The sequence below is a fragment of the Thauera sp. GDN1 genome (assembly GCF_029223545.1).
GTDB lineage: Bacteria > Pseudomonadota > Gammaproteobacteria > Burkholderiales > Rhodocyclaceae > Thauera.
Map to the genome: position 1 here is coordinate 3,296,606 of NZ_CP097870.1, position 14,570 is coordinate 3,311,175.

Genomic DNA, 14,570 nt, shown 5'->3' on the forward strand with positions numbered 1-14,570 from the left:
ACACCATGTCTTTCCGCCGCAAAACCTATCCCGAAGTCGCCGAAAGCCTGCTCAACCGCCTGCTCGGCGGCGTGAGCGGCGAGGCCCACCCCTACCCCCCGGCCAAGGCCACGCGCGAGCCCTACCGGCATGCGCTGGAGCGCCCGCCGGTGGACCGCATCACCGCGGTGTGGGGCGCGCGCAACGGCGAGACCTTCCGCTTCGCGCCCGATGCCGACTACCTGCTGTCGGCCGACGGCGCCGAACTCGAATGGAAGGCCGGTGGCGCCCGCCCCGACGAGGGCAGCGCCTTCGAGGTGCATTACCTGCCGCGCCAGCGCGAGATGCGGGTGAACGACCTCTATCCCGGCTCGGTGGTGCGCACGCTGATGGAGGCGGTGGCGCTGGAGACGGCCAGCCTGTACGCGCAGATGGAGACGGTGTACCGCGCCGGCTTCCTCGACACCGCCAGCGGCGGTGCCCTCGACCACGTTGTCGGCCTGCTCGGCATCCGCCGCGTGCGCGCCGGGCGCAACAGCGGCGAGCTGCGCTTCACCCGCGCACGCAACACCGCCGGCGAGATCACCATCCCCGCCGGCACCCGGGTCGCCACCGCCGACGGTGCGATCGAATACGAGACCACCGCCGACCTCACCCTGGTCGATGGCCAGCCCGCGGCCAAGGTCGCCGCCCGCGACCTGGTCGCCGACAACGACGGCCTGCCGCCCGACAGCCTGGTGCTGATGGTGCGCCCGATCGCCGGCATCGAGTCGGCGACCAACCCGGGCGCCACCGCGCGCCTGGACCGCGACGAGGACGACGACGAGCTGCGCAGCCGCGCCCGCCGCTTCCTCGCCGGCTCGGCCCGCGGCACGCTCGGTGCGATCGAGGCCGCGATCGCCGCCGAAGGCCTGCGCGCGGAACTCGAGGAGCCCTCGCCGGGGCTGGTGCGCATCACCCTGCAGGGCCTGCCCGGCCCCGACCAGTTCGCGCGCCTGAAGAAGGCGGTCGACCAGGTGCGCCCGGCCGGCGTGAAGGTGGACATCCTGACCGGTGCGCCGCCCGCGAAGGTCGATCTCGACCTGCATGTCGTCTCCGCCGCCGGCCTGCCCGAGACCCGCCTGCGTGCGCTGCAGGACGAGATCCGCAGCCGCTACGCCGACTATTTCATCCGCCTGCCGCTGGCGGCCGACGGCAGCCTCAGCCGGCTCGCCGGCCTGGCGATCGGCGTCGACGGCGTGGAGGACGTACGCATCAGGACGGCCAGCGCCGACGGCGCCGACGTGCTCGACGTGGCCGCCGGCCTGCTGGCGCTGGGCGGCAAGACCGCCGAGCTCGGCGAGCTGCGCATCGTCGACCCGGCGCTCGCCACCGCTCTGACGCTGGCGGTGCGCTATCCGCGCGGCGAACCGATCCCGGACCAGGCCAAGCTCGCCGCCGCCGTCGAGGCCGCGATCGCGGTCCTCAACCAGCTGGCCGAGCAGGGCCTGCCCGCGGACGACGCCAAGCGCGTGCTCGGCTGGGGCCGGCTCACCCGCCTGCTGCCGCTGCCGCATGGCGGATGGACCAGCGCCAACCTCGAAGCCCAGCTCGCCGGCGCCGCCGGCGCCAGCGCGACCGACGTCGGCAAGTACACCGTGCAGTGGGTGTTCACCCGGCCGAACGCGCTCAGCCAGCTCCTGGAAGGCGCCGACGCCCCGGCCTTCGCGCTCGCCACCGGCGAACGCCTGTCGCTCGCCGGCGTCAGCATCGAAGTGAAACCGAAGGCGGCCTGATCATGAGCACGCGTGATCCCGCCTTCGCCAGCCAGATCGAGCGCCTGAGCGCGCTGCTGCCCTCGCTGTGGCGGCCGCAGCCGGACGATCGCACCCTGCTCGCCGAATGGCTGGCCGCGGTCGGCGCCGCCCAGGGCGAGGCCGCCGTCGAGCTGCAGCACGTGCTGCGCGCGCACTGGGCCGACACCGCCGACGCCGCGCTGTGGGCCACCCACCACCAGGCGCACCGCCGCGAGCGCGGGCTCGGCCCGGCCAACGTGCGCGCGCCGCAGGACCGCGCCGAGCTGCAGCGCTATCCCTGGATCCGTGACCTCGCGCGCCTGGGCGCCCTGCTCGACCTGCCGCCGTGGCGCGAACCCGCCAGCCTGCGCGAGAACGTCGAGGAATATCGCCAGCGCCTGGCCGACATCGTCGACGCCTGGCGCCTCGGCCTGTGCACCCCCGACGCGCTGCGCCGCCTGGTCGATGCCGCGCTGCCCGAGGACATGACGGTTGCGCTCACACGCCAGCGCGGGCGTTTCTCGATCGAGGAACCGGCCGCGCTGCGCAGCGCGGCCCAGGCCCTGACCGCGCCGCCCGGCGTGCAGCAGGGCGAGCATGTCGCGCCCCTGGCACGGTGGAAGATCGACACCGCCGACAGCGCGGGCTTCGTGATCGTCGGCGCCACGCCGGATGCGGTGTGCGCGGCGACCGAGATGCCGATGATCGAGCGCTACACCCCGGGGGCGACGCCGGTCGGCATCGGCGTGGCGTGGACCGGCACGCTGGCCCCCGACCAGGCGCTGCGCCTGTCGCCCAGCCGCCGGACCTGGCTGGTGCGCGACGGCAAGCTCCTGACCAGTCCGCTGGAGACCGCCGCCAACGCCGCACGCGACCCGTCGGCCAACGGCCCGTGGACCGAAGCCGCCAGCCTGCCCGCCGGGCGCATCGTCGCGCTCGCCCGCGCACTCGACGGCAGCCTGTGGGCGATCCAGCGCACGCTGCAGACCTGGCGCGTACAGCGTTTCAACGGCAGCGTTTTCACCGCGGTGGAAACCGACGCCCCCGCCGGTCCCTTCCACGCCCTGTGCTGCAGCGCCGATGCCGCCTGGCTCGGCACCGACGCCGGCCTGTTCCGCTGCGCGCTGTGGCCCGAGAGTGGCGCAATGAGCGGAACCCTGCGCTGGGAGGCGGTCTCCGGCTTCACCGGCGCCGTCCGCGTGCTCGCCGCGCACGGCGCGCAAGTCGTTGCCGGGGGTGCCGACGGCCTCAGCGTGATCGCCGCCGACGGCAGCCTGATCGAACGCCGCCATGCCGCGCTCGACCTCCACGCCGTCCTGGTCGAGCACGACCCCGACACCGGCGCCAGCCGCCGCGACCTCATCGCCACCGCCAACGCCCTGTTCGAATGGCGCGAGGGCCGCTACTGGCGCTACCAGGGCGCGGCCGTCTCCGAGCACCTGCCCGACTGGCAGCCGGAAGCGACGCCCGACGCGAGCATGACGAGCCCGCTGCCGCCGCTGAGCGCCCTCGCCACCACCGCCGACGGCAGCCTGTGGCTGGGCGGCCCCGCGGGGCTGGCGCGCTGGCATGTGGCCGACGGCGAGGGGACGCGGCTGGAGGCCTTCGCCGAGCTGATCGGCGCCGTGCATGCGCTGACCGTGGACGAACGCGGCCTGCTGTGGATCGGCGCCGACAACGGCCTGTTCCGCTTCGACGGCCGCGACCTCGCGCGCCACGATTTCGATGCCGGCGCCTGGATCGCCGAGGGCCGCGCCGACACCGCCTACCCGAGCGAGATCAGCTCCGAGCCGCGCGGCCACTGGCAGTACGACCGCGCCCAGGCGCGCTGGCTGCGCTGGCGCAGCCGCGAACGCCGCTTCGGCGATGCCGGCCTGGCCGAGCGCCTCGGCAGCGACCTGGCTATCGCCGCCGCGCTGTTCGCGCCCACGGTACGCGCCGAGCTCGGTACATGGGACGCTGCCGGCACGCAGTTCACCGCCGCCGCGGACCTCGCGCCGGACAGCCTGCGCCTGCGCATCAAGCCCGACGAGCTGCGCATCGTGGACGGCGTCGCCCCCTGGCTGCCGCCGCCCGACGGGCGCAGCGACGAGCGCTGGCGCTACCTGCAGATGATCGGCCCCGCGCCCACGCCGCCCGCCGCCGGCGGCGACTGGTGGTCGAAGGAAGGCCAGCTGTTCCCGGCACCGGCCAGGCGCGCCGCCGTGCCCGGCCATTTCCGCACCGACCCGGCCTTCCTCGCCGACCCCGACGGAGAAGGCCAGTTCGGCAATGCGGCGTTCAGCTACCCGCCCTCGGCGAAGCTGTGGGCGCTGCGCCTGCTGCCGCCGGCCGCCGGCATCCGCATCCGCCTGTGCCTGGCCGACCCCGGCGCCGCCGCCGATCCCGCGCTCGCCGAGCGCGTATGGAACCTGATCGAGCGCGCCCGCCCCGCCGGCGTGCCGCTGCAACTGATGGTGGAAGGCAGAATCGTGAAGGAGAGCACATCATGACGCTTCAAGACGCCCGCGAACTCGCCGCGACGCTCGACGGCAAGGCGGCCGGCCACCTGATCCGCGCCGAGGACTGGAACGCGCTGGTGAGCGTGCTCGCCGCCTACGGCAACAGCCTCGACGCGCTGAGCACCGATCTCGCAGTGCTGCAGAGCGCGGTCGACACGCTGGAGACGAACACCGAGGCCGCGATCTCGGCGCTCGACGCCCGCATCGATCCGCTCGAGGCCCTGCCCGCGCTGGTGCAGAAGCTCGACGCGGAAACCGCGCCGCTGCGCCAGAACTACCTGCTCAGGGTCAGCACCGCGCAGGAGCACTACCTGGTCGGCCAGGCCGCCGAGCTGGTGTTCACCGCCACCACCCTCGACGGCAAGCCGCTGCCCGACCCCAAGCCCTGGCTCGACGTCGTCGCCACCTGGGGGCGGCTGCGCGCCGCGCCCGGCTTCGTCGTGCGCGAGAACGCCGAGGAGAACGCACTCGCGGTGCAGTTCAACAACGCCGGCCAGGTCCGCCTGCAGCTGCGCTCGCAGTTCACCAAGGGCCTGACGCCGAGCGTCGAGGGCAGCTTCGCCGGCGTACTGCAGGCCCAGGCCGGCAGCAGCGGCAAGACGGTCATGAAGGTGCTGCAGGAGGCGGCCTCGCCGCAGGACCCCGAGGTGCAGATGGCCTTCCGCTCGATCAGCACGATGTACGACGCCAACGCCACCGTGCGCGGCTATGCCGACCGCTACATCGAGCAATACACCGGCGGACGCGTCATCGGCGGAATCATCCGGCCGCCGGGCGAATGGGAGCACTACCGGGCGACCGTGATGGCCTTCGCCAAGCCGGACTCGGTCGCCACCTCGCCCGACCCCACGCGCGGCGTCGCCACCGTGCAGGTCAATTTCCGCGAGTGGATCCCGAACTGGTCGCACGACCATGTCGATGTCTTCGAGGAGGCCGAGCTCGACTGGGGTCGGATCCTCAACGAGAACCTCCATGTGCCCGACCTGGTGCACCGCATGGTCAGCGAGCTCGACAAGCGCGCCAACCAGCGCGGCGTGCTCGGCCGCATCCGCGAGATGAAGGCGCTGGACAAGGCCGCCACCGTGATCAACCCGGGCACCGATCCGGCCCGGCAGAACGCCAGGGCGATGATGATGGGCGCGATGCAGATGCAGTTCGCCACCGGCGCCCTCGACAGCGGCGTCGCCGCCGGCTATGGCCAGCAGGCCACGGTGACGCAGCAGGTCGGCCAGACCGCGAAATCCGCGCAGAACATCGCGCAGGACGCCGCCGGCGCCAAGCAGGCGGTCAGCGTGCTCGAGAGCCGGGTGCTGGCGGCCGAGAAGACCGGCAAGGAGATCAGCGCCGGCCTGCGTGCGCTCGGCGACGGCATCAACAAGATCGACGTCGTGCAGGTGGCCGATCTCGGCTCCCGGCTGCAGGCGATCAACACCTCGCTCAACGGCCTGGCGACCCGGATCAATCGCTGACATCCCGCCCCCGCCGCCATGCCGATCGTCTACCTTCAGCCCAGCGACCTGTCCGCCGTCCAGGCGGCGCGGGTGCTGGCGTTCCTGAACGCGGCGACGAGCGCGGAGCAGCTCGCGCGCGACATCGAGTTCCCGCGCGAGCCCGACATCGGCGTGCGCCTGGGCCAGCGTCTGCTCGATGCGCGCGCGGCGCTCGGCGGCAGCTTTACCGACATCCTGCAGGTGCGCGCGGTGCGGCTGATCGGCCCGGAGCGCTTCACCGAGATCTGCGTCGCCGCGCTCGGCCTGGAGCCGACGCGCTGGGTCGAGCTGTTCTACGGCGGCGAGGCGCTCGCCACCCCGACCGAGACCGGCCTGGTGCTGAGCCTGGCCCTGCATCCGCAGGACGCCTGGCTGGGCGAACCGCGCACCCTGCGCCTGCAGGTCAATGACCACGGCGGCACGCCACGCGTCGGGGTCGCGGTCACGGTGCAGGCCAGCCTCGGCCGGCTGGTGTATCTGTACGGCTTCCACCGCATCGAGGGCCAGGCCGTCACCGTGCTCACCGGCAGCGACGGCAGCGCCGAACTCGAGCTGCTCACGCCGCCGACCGAGCCGCTGACCGAGAACCAGCAGGCCGCGCTGGAAACCGCGCTCGCCGGACTCGACCCCCGGGCCGCCCATCCGCTCGCACTCGAGGCCGGCCTGAAGGCGATGGCGGAGGCCTACCTGCGCGACCGCAGCTACAGCCTGCGCACCGCGATCGACCTCTACGTCCGCGACGCCCACGGCGCCGCGGTCGACACCATCAGCCGCGCGCGCTGGAAGCTGGCCTGGCCGGTGGACAGCGGCCTGATCCAGGCCGACGTGCTCGATGCCGAGGGACGCGGCAGCAGCCTCGCGCGCGCGGTGCGGACCGCGACCTGGATCGACTGGGTCGAACCATGGACGAGCTTCCTGGCCGACGTGCTCGAGGGCGGCACGCCGCTCGAGCAGGAGCTCGCCGCACGCGCCTCGACCGGCGACGGCGCGCTCCTCGACGGCCTGCTCAATCTCGCCCAGACGCGCCTCGCCGGACACGCCGGCCGGGCCGCGGAGTGGATCGGCAAGCGCCAGCTGGAAGCCGCAGTCGACCGCTTCATCGGCGGCGGGGTGGAGACCCTGCCGGTGGAAGCGCGCGACGCCGTGGTCTCCCAGCTCGGCGTGGCAGCGGCCGAGGTGAGTCCGCGCTCGCTCGGCAGCTACACCCTGGACACGGCGACCCGGGCGGACCTCGGCCAGCGCATCGACACCGTCGCCGAACTGAACCTCGCCGAATTCGAGCACCTCGGCACCCTCGCGCGCGAGGTCGAGGCCCGCGCCAGCGCGGTGGACGCGCAGCTGCGCCAGGTGCAGGCGCTCGCGCTCGAAGTGAACCAGGACCGCCAGGCGATCGACACCCGCATCGACAGCTTCGACACCCGCTACCAATCCTTCGACAGCCGCTACTCGTCCTTCGACACGCGCTATGCGAGCTTCGACACCCGCTACGCCGACTTCGACAGCCGCTACACGCTGATCGGCACCCAGCTCAACGAATTCGACGTGCGCTACGGCCAGTTCGCCACCGACCTTTCGCGCTTCAACACCGACCTCGCGAGCTTCGACCAGAACCGGCTGACGCTGAACACCCGCATCGACAGCGTCGACACCAACCTGAAGAACGTGGTGAGCGCGAACAACCTGCGCCTGACGAGAGGCTGAGATGCCGGCGCCCACCCCCTTCGCCCTCTACCGCAAGGCGCACCCGGCCCTCGCCGAGCCGGTGGGCGCGACGCAGGACATCGAGCTGCGCTTTCCGGAGCAGATGGATGGCGTGCAGGTCTTCCGCAGCTCGCTGTGGCTGCCCCTGCCCGAGGCCTGCCGCAGCGCGCGGGCGCTGAGCCTGGACGGCTCCACGCTGCAGGTGCAGTTCCGCCCCGCCGAGTTCGCGCTCGACACCGACGACGCGCGCTGGTTCGAGCTCGCGGAGGACAGCGGACGCACGCAGACCCGGCTCGAGCTGGTGTGGCCCGCTCCGATCGTGCGCATCGACGACGCCATTCCGGGGCGGACTTTCGGCTTTGGCCTGCACCGCGCCGATGGCGACGCGGTCAGCGCAGACGCCGCGCAGAGCGGGCGCACCGGCAGCGCGCTGAACCCGCCATGGGTGGGCTCGCCGCTGGTGGTGAAGTTCGATGCCGCGATCCCGGCCGGCGGCAAGCTCATGACCGAGAACATGCGTGCCCGGCCCGCGCAGCGCGGCTCGCGTGCCGGCGGAGTGCAGGGGGCCCAGGACCTTGCCCACGACAAGGCGGGCACGCAGCTCGCCATCGAGCACGACATTGCCCTGATGCGCCGGGGTTCCGAGCTCGTGCCGCGCATCCGCATCGCCGCGCACCCCGCCAGCCCCCGGCTGCGCCTGCTCCTCGAAGGCGGCGCGGCCGACGGCAGCGACCGCCTGCTGTGGCAGGCGCTGCTGCCGGGCGAGCAGGACGCGCCGGTCACCCTGCCCGCGGGCACGCTCGCCGACGAATGGGCCGCCGCGCTCGAGCAGGTGATCGCGTTCTGTCAGCGCGCCCCGGCACCGGAGGCGCTGCCGCGGCTGCGGCTGGACATCGAATCGGACGCGCCCTGCCTGGTCCGGTTGAGCCAGGTCGCGCTCGGCCTGCTGGCCGACCAGGCCCTGCTCACCGAGCCGCTGCGGCTGGATTTCGACGGCCGGCAGCACCTCAGCCGCGACCTCGAGATCGGCCCCACCCACGGCGCCAGCCCCTTGCAGCTCGTGCTGAAGGGCCGCCTGCGCGCCGCCGACACGCCGCCCGCCGGCGAGCGCCCTACCGCCGGCGCAACGGATGGCCGCGCCGGACTGCTGGTCGAGGAAGACCAGCGCGTGAGCGGGGAGCGCCGCCTCGACGCGCCGGCGACGCTGGCCGGCCTGAGCTTCGACTGGCATCCGCTGTCCGAGCGCATCAAGGGCGTGCTGCGCGTGCTGCCGGCGAACGCCCGCCGCGGCACGCCGCCGCTCGCCGAGCAGGCCTTCGACTTCGACACCGCCCATCCCGCCGGCACTGCCAGCGCCCCCTTGCGGCTTGCGGTGCGCTGGCCGGCGCTCGACCTGCAGGCGCAGGCCTTGCGCCTCGAACTGTCGCTCACGCAAGGGCGCGGGCTGTGGCTGGCCGAGGCCGGCGGCCATGGCTGGAAGATCCACCGCACGGCAGAGGACGGCGAGGGGCGCGCCGTGGGTCTGGCGCTAGAGGCCGCGTGGCTGGAAGCGGCCCTCGACGACGCTGCGGGCGGCCCCGGCGCAAACGAGCCGGTGTTCAGCCTCGGCGCGCAGACGCTCGCCTTCACCGACCGCAAGCAGGACCGCTTCGAACTCGTCATCGCGCCGCCCGCGCTGGCGGCCTGGCCCGCGCTGCCGATCAAGGTCGCCAGCGGGGTCGCGGCCGAGGTGGTGGTGGAATCGGCGACGTTGCGCACCGTCTCAATCTGAGCTGCGCGCGCTCGGCATGCGCTGTTTCCGTGGGAGCCGCTGCGACCAGACTCCGCGTCAGAACTCCACGAACAGGTGCGGCACCTCGTCCGCCCCGCCGATCGCATAGCCGCTGGCGCGGGTGCTGGCCTGGCGCGCGAACTCCATGTCCGCCGGATAATCGGCGTGCACGCGGTACAGCGGCTCGCCCTTCCTCACCGGGTCGCCGAGCTTCTTCAGCAGGTCCACCCCGGAGCCCTGCATCTTGGGCGCGCCGGCAAGGCGGGCGATGCGTGCGAGCTGGTGGTTGTCGATGCCGGCCACCAGGCCGTCGGCCTCGGCCACGACTTCGAAGGCCAGGCGCGCGAGTTGTGGCGCGTTGTGGTCGAAGGGCCTGCCGCCCTGGGCGTGGATGATGGCGTCCATCTTCGCCAGCGCACGGCCGGAGTCGAGGATGTCGCGCGCGATCGCAAAACCGTCGCCGCCGCGCACATCGGAGTCGAACTCGAGCATCCGTCCGGCCAGGCGCAAGGCCTTCTGGCGCAGGTCGTTGGGCGCGCGCGGGTCGTTCTCCAGCACCCGCATCACATCGCGCGCCTCCAGCACCGGGCCGATGCCGCTGCCGATCGGCTGGCGGCCATCGGTAATCACCACGTCGATGGTCAGGTTCATGCGTCCGGCGACGAATTCGAACAGCTTGCGCAGCTTCTGCGCCTCGGGCATCGAACGCACCTTGGCGCTCGGCCCCACCGGGATGTCGAGCACGAGGTGGGTGGAGCCGGCAGCGACCTTCTTCGACAGGATGGAGGCGACCATCTGCCCCGGCGAGTCGATCGACAGCGGGCGCTCCACCGAGATCAGCACGTCGTCGGCGGGCGACAGGTTGGCGGTGCCGCCCCAGGCCAGGCAGCCGCGATGCTCGCGCACGATCTCGCCGAGCCGTTCCACCGGCAGCTCGACGTTGGCCAGCACCTCCATGGTGTCGGCGGTGCCGGCCGGCGAGGTGATCGCGCGCGACGAGGTCTTCGGGCACAGCATGCCGTGAGCGGCCACGATCGGGACCACCAGCATCGAGGTGCGGTTGCCCGGAATGCCGCCGATGCAGTGCTTGTCGACCACCGGGCGCTCGCGCCAGTCGATGCGGTGGCCCACTGCCGCCATGGCTTCGGTGAGGAAATACACCTCCTCGCGGTCGAGCTCGCCCTGATTGGTGGCGACCACGAAGGCGGTGAGCTCGATCTTGGAATAGCGGTGCTCGGCGATGTCGCGCACGATGGCGCGGAAGTCCTCGCGGTCGAGGCGCTCCCCGGCGATCTTGCGGTGCAGGGCCGGGATCGAGGACGGCGGTTCGGCCTGCGCCACCATCGCCCGATGGCCGTTGTCCACGCCGAGCTGGGCGAAGGCGTCGATCGACAGGCCGATCTCGTTGCAGCGGACGATGCGCGGATCATCCACCACGTTGAGGGTGGCGAGGATGCGCCGGCCGTTGGCGCGCACCTCGACCTTGGCCAGGGCCTGGAAGCCCTCGGCGCGATAGATCTCGCAGTCGCGGTGCAGGTAGGCGACGTTCTCGCGGTAGGTGTCCACCGCCACCCGGCGCAGGCTCAGCGGGAAGGCGGAAGCCTCGTCCGGGGCCGGCAGCGCCCTGGGCGCCTCGTCGGCGCCGTCTCCGGTTCTAGCGGATTTCGTGCTCATGGACGAAGGCTACACCCGTCGCGCCCGTCCCTGCACGGCTTTGCCGCTGCGCGCATGACGGAACGCACGGGCGCCGGCGCGGGGATCGGTGCAGACGGAAGCCGCCTTTAATGCAGGTCAATACCGTCAAGCGGATTCCAGCCTAGAGTGTGACGAAGCGCACACACAGGAACACACCAGGAGGGTGACACCATGACCAACCGCAACATCTCCTTCATCATCAAGGATCAGAACCCGCTGATGCTGCGCCCCACCGACACCGTGCAGACCGCCTGCCGCGGCATGTGCGAGCGCAGCGTCGGCGCAGTGCTGGTGACCGATGCGCGCGCCCACCTCAAGGGCATCTTCACCGGCCGCGACGCGGTGCAGGTCATCGCCAGCGGCGGCGACCCGGCCCGGGTGCATCTGGGCGACGTGATGACCGCCGGCCCCGACACCATCGCCCCCGAGCGCAAGGCGATCGACGCCCTGCACATGATGTGCGACGGCGGCTATCGCCACCTGCCGGTGGTGGACGACGGAAAGGTCGTCGGCATCGTCTCGCGCAGCGACTTCAAGGGCCTGGAGCTCGACCAGTTCGAGGACGAGCAGAGCCTGTGGGAACGGATCTGCTGAAGCCGCCCCGCTTCAGCGCGCCGGGGCCTCGTCGGCGCGCGCGGGCGGGGCCGCTTCGACGGTGAAGCGCAGGGTGCCGATCATGCGGTCGTCGGCGGTCAGCACGCGCACCTGCCAGCGCCCCTGCGGCGCCGCGGGGAAGTTGCGCTTGTGGGTCCAGGCGCGGTAGCCCTCGGCACGGCCGCCGGCGACCTCGAGTTCGATGCGGTCGACCTCCCTGCCCTCGTGCAGCCAGACGTGACGGATGCGCTCGCGCAGGCCGAGCGGGGCGTTGATCGCGGTGTAGGCATAGAGGCCGTCGGCCTGCAGGCGCTCGGCGCTCAGGCTGCGCAGGCTCTGCTGCGGCGCTCGCCGCTCCACATCGAGGCCGGTGGTGACCGCGACCTGGGTCAGCCGCAGCGTGGCCGGCGGCACCCACAGGCGCGCCAGCCAGCCCGCTGCGCCGAGGCCGGCGAGCAGCACCAGCACCAGCACGCCGCGCCACCAGCGTGGCACCGTGATCGAACCGGCCAGGGTCGGAAAGGACAGCACCACCGCCACGCCGAGCGCGAGCTGGTAGCTCTGCATCGCCGGCACCTGCAGGATCAGCGGCAGCACCACCAGCAGCAGGGCAAAGAGGGCGAGCGTGTGGTAGCCGAGAAAGAGCCAGCGCCGCTTCGCCAGCCGGCCGAAATAGAGCGGGTCGATGATCGCCACCAGCGCCATCGCCCCGAGCGCGACGGTGAACGCGGCCTGGCCGCTGTTCCACGATGTGCTCGCAGCAAAGAAGGGCAGCGCGAAGAACAGGCTCTCCTGGTGGGTGAACTGCGTCAGGTAGCGCACCACCGCCGGCGGCAGGCCGAAGCCGAAGCGGTGGCGCAGCGCGCGGTCGAGCACACGCTCGAGCACCAGCAGCAGCCAGCCGACGAGCATCGCCACCGCCATCGCACGCGCGACGCCTTCGTGGCGTTCCACCAGCGCGAAACTGAGCAGGCCCGACACGAAGCCGAAGCTCGCCACCAGCCCGGGGTGGCGGCGCAGCCAGACGACCAGGCGCAGGCCGCGCCGCTTGAGGCGCGGGAGCCGGCTGCCGGCCGCCGGCCGCGTCGGAGCCTGCGTCGCCGGCGTCGTGCCCTCGTGCTCGCGCCCGTCGGCGCTCACCGCATCAGGTCCCGCAGGTCGGCCGTCGCTTCGCGGCCGAAGTCGTCGTCGAGCAGGAAGTCGACCAGGTGCATCGCACACTCGGCGGGGGCGATCAGGCCGCCGCTCGCCTGCATCTCCGCGAAGCGGTCGCGCAAGGGGAAGCGCTCCACCGTGCTGGCGCGGATCTCGCCCTGCATCGCGGTGTCGATGACGCCCGGCGCCAGCGCGCAGATGCGCAGCCCCGGGGTGGCGTCCACCTGCACCGCGCGCGCGTGGTGATCGAGCGCGGCCTTGGTCGCGCAATACACGCTCCAGCCGGCATAGGGCTTGCGCGCCGCGCCGCTGGAGACGTGCAGCACGCGGCGGTCGCGCACCTTGCCCCCGGCGTCGGCGCCCGCCCGGGCGAACGCGGCGGCCAGCATCAGCGGCGCGGCCACGTTCACCGCCACCGCGCGCGCCACCGCCTCCACCTCCTGCAGCGGCAGCGCGCCCATCGGCTGCAGCGTGCCGGCGTTGTTCACCAGCAGCAGCCGTCCGCCACCGTCCGCCCAGGCGTCGAGCGCGCCGCCGGCGAGCCAGGCCGCCAGCGCGCCGCTGTCCGTCAGATCGAGCGCCACCTCGGCCAGGCTGTCGCCATGCCGTGCGGCCAGCTCCGGATTGCACCTGCGCGCCAGTCCGAGCACCGCAATGCCGCGCTCGAGCAGTTCCTCGGCGACTGCCGCGCCCAGGCCACGGCTGTGGCCGGTCACGATCGCCCGCGTCCCTTGCATCATCGTCCTCTCCTCATGATCCGGATCACGCAGCCGGCCTGCGCGCGACCAGCCCGACCAGGGCCGACCGCCCCTTGTGGCCGACGCCCTCCTCGAGCACGTCCTCGTATTCCTGCAGGTGCAGGATCTCGAGCCCGGCGAAGGCCGTGCGCAGCATGTCGGCGGTGTACAGGTTCTCCGGCGCCGACGGTCCGCCGGTGCGGTATTCGAGTTGCCGCGGCGTGTAGCCCTGCACGATCAGGTGACCGCCCGGCTTCAGGGCGCGCTGCATGCCCGCGAAGACGCGTGCGCGCTGTGCCGGGTCGGCGAACTGGATGAAGACCGCCACCACGAAATCGAACGCGGCCTCGGGATAGGCCCAGCTCACCGCATCGGCGAGCACGAAATCGACCTCGACGCGACGGCCGGCGGCGAGCTTGCGCGCCTTCTCCAGTGCCACCGGCGAGATCTCGGTCGCGGTCACCGCCAGCCCCTGTTCGGCCAGCCACACCGCATTGCGGCCCTCCCCGTCGGCCACCGACAAGGCCGTGGTGCCGGACGACAGCAGCGCTGCCTGGCCGACGAGGAAGCGGTTGGGCGCGGTACCGAAGACGTAGTCCTCACCCGCGTCGCGGTAGCGTGTGGACCACATGTGTTCCTGTTCGTGTGCGTTCATGTCGTTTCCCGAAGCGTTGTCCAACCGTGCCTGCACATCGCGGCCCGTGGCATTCAGCCCAGCCAGCGCCCGAGGGTGCCCATGGCGATGGTCAGGAAGCCGAGCGCCAGGTTGGTGCCGACCAGCTGGCGGATGCGCGCGAGCGCCGCGCCGCCCGCCTTCCAGTTCCCCGCAGCCACCGCGCGGGCGAGCGCGGCATAGGGCGCAAAGAACACGAAGGCATAGATGCCGACCATCACCAGCCCCATCAGCAACATGATGTGCTGGTAGAGCGGCGCGACGGCGAAGCCGAGGCGCAGGATCAGCGCCAGCCCGCTTACCAGCACCGCGGCGACCGCCACCCACACCCAGGAGAAGAAGCGCGCCAGCACGCCGCGCCACAGCCGCAGCCGCGGCGGCGGCTCGAGCTGGCTGGCAGCCTCGGGGCGCAGGCATACGTAGGCGAAGAACATCCCGCCCACCCAGACCACGACGCCGGCGACGTGCAGGAAGAGCAGCAGCGGGTGGAAGTTCATGA

General features: G+C 72.5%; 11 protein-coding genes. 6 read left to right on the forward strand and 5 right to left on the reverse strand.

All coding sequences use genetic code 11. The features are described from left to right. The first annotated feature begins 5 nt into the window (after positions 1-5). Genes CKCBHOJB_RS15170 through CKCBHOJB_RS15190 form a run of 5 tightly spaced genes read left to right on the forward strand, consistent with a single transcriptional unit; the run spans position 6 to position 9,217 of the window. Entirely contained in the window at positions 6-1,754 is a 1,749-nt protein-coding gene (locus CKCBHOJB_RS15170; RefSeq protein WP_281049493.1) for a baseplate J/gp47 family protein, read from the forward strand. A 2-nt stretch (positions 1,755-1,756) separates the two neighbouring features. Beyond that, the gene (locus CKCBHOJB_RS15175; protein ID WP_281049494.1) at positions 1,757-4,246 is read left to right on the forward strand and encodes a hypothetical protein; all 2,490 of its coding nucleotides are present in this window, start codon (positions 1,757-1,759) and stop codon (positions 4,244-4,246) included. Beyond that, a complete protein-coding gene (locus CKCBHOJB_RS15180) occupies positions 4,243-5,724 on the forward strand; it encodes a hypothetical protein (protein ID WP_281049495.1) in 1,482 nt (493 codons plus the stop codon). The genes CKCBHOJB_RS15175 and CKCBHOJB_RS15180 overlap by 4 nt, the downstream gene beginning before the upstream one ends. An 18-nt stretch (positions 5,725-5,742) precedes the next feature. After that, complete coding sequence (locus CKCBHOJB_RS15185; RefSeq protein WP_281049496.1) at positions 5,743-7,446, forward strand: hypothetical protein; 1,704 nt, start codon at positions 5,743-5,745, stop codon at positions 7,444-7,446. 1 nt (position 7,447) lies between these two features. Continuing rightward, positions 7,448-9,217: a hypothetical protein gene (locus CKCBHOJB_RS15190; protein WP_281049497.1), complete on the forward strand. Its 1,770-nt coding sequence runs from the start codon at positions 7,448-7,450 to the stop codon at positions 9,215-9,217. A 57-nt stretch (positions 9,218-9,274) separates the two neighbouring features. Here the strand turns inward: CKCBHOJB_RS15190 and CKCBHOJB_RS15195 are convergent, their stop codons facing one another. Next, the gene (locus CKCBHOJB_RS15195) at positions 9,275-10,891 is read right to left on the reverse strand and encodes a thymidine phosphorylase family protein (protein WP_281049498.1); all 1,617 of its coding nucleotides are present in this window, start codon (positions 10,889-10,891) and stop codon (positions 9,275-9,277) included. 192 nt (positions 10,892-11,083) lie between these two features. Here CKCBHOJB_RS15195 and CKCBHOJB_RS15200 point away from each other — a divergent pair, with 192 nt between their 5' ends. Beyond that, a complete protein-coding gene (locus CKCBHOJB_RS15200; protein ID WP_281049499.1) occupies positions 11,084-11,506 on the forward strand; it encodes a CBS domain-containing protein in 423 nt (140 codons plus the stop codon). A 12-nt stretch (positions 11,507-11,518) separates the two neighbouring features. On the opposite strand, the gene CKCBHOJB_RS15205 is transcribed toward CKCBHOJB_RS15200, so the two are convergent. From CKCBHOJB_RS15205 to CKCBHOJB_RS15220, 4 genes are read right to left on the reverse strand one after another with little or no spacing between them, the layout of a single operon-like run. Further along, positions 11,519-12,646, reverse strand: a complete 1,128-nt coding sequence (locus CKCBHOJB_RS15205; RefSeq protein ID WP_281049500.1) for a DUF5924 family protein — start codon at positions 12,644-12,646, stop codon at positions 11,519-11,521. Further along, positions 12,643-13,401 carry an SDR family oxidoreductase gene (locus tag CKCBHOJB_RS15210; RefSeq protein ID WP_281049501.1) on the reverse strand — a complete coding sequence of 253 codons (759 nt, stop codon included), beginning with the start codon at positions 13,399-13,401 and terminating at the stop codon, positions 12,643-12,645. Before CKCBHOJB_RS15210 ends, CKCBHOJB_RS15205 begins: the two co-directional genes overlap by 4 nt. 22 nt (positions 13,402-13,423) lie before the next feature. Beyond that, complete coding sequence (locus CKCBHOJB_RS15215; protein ID WP_281049502.1) at positions 13,424-14,053, reverse strand: class I SAM-dependent methyltransferase; 630 nt, start codon at positions 14,051-14,053, stop codon at positions 13,424-13,426. Between the two features lie 53 nt (positions 14,054-14,106). Next, a complete protein-coding gene (locus tag CKCBHOJB_RS15220) occupies positions 14,107-14,568 on the reverse strand; it encodes a CopD family protein (RefSeq protein WP_281049503.1) in 462 nt (153 codons plus the stop codon). Positions 14,569-14,570: the final 2 nt, after the last annotated feature.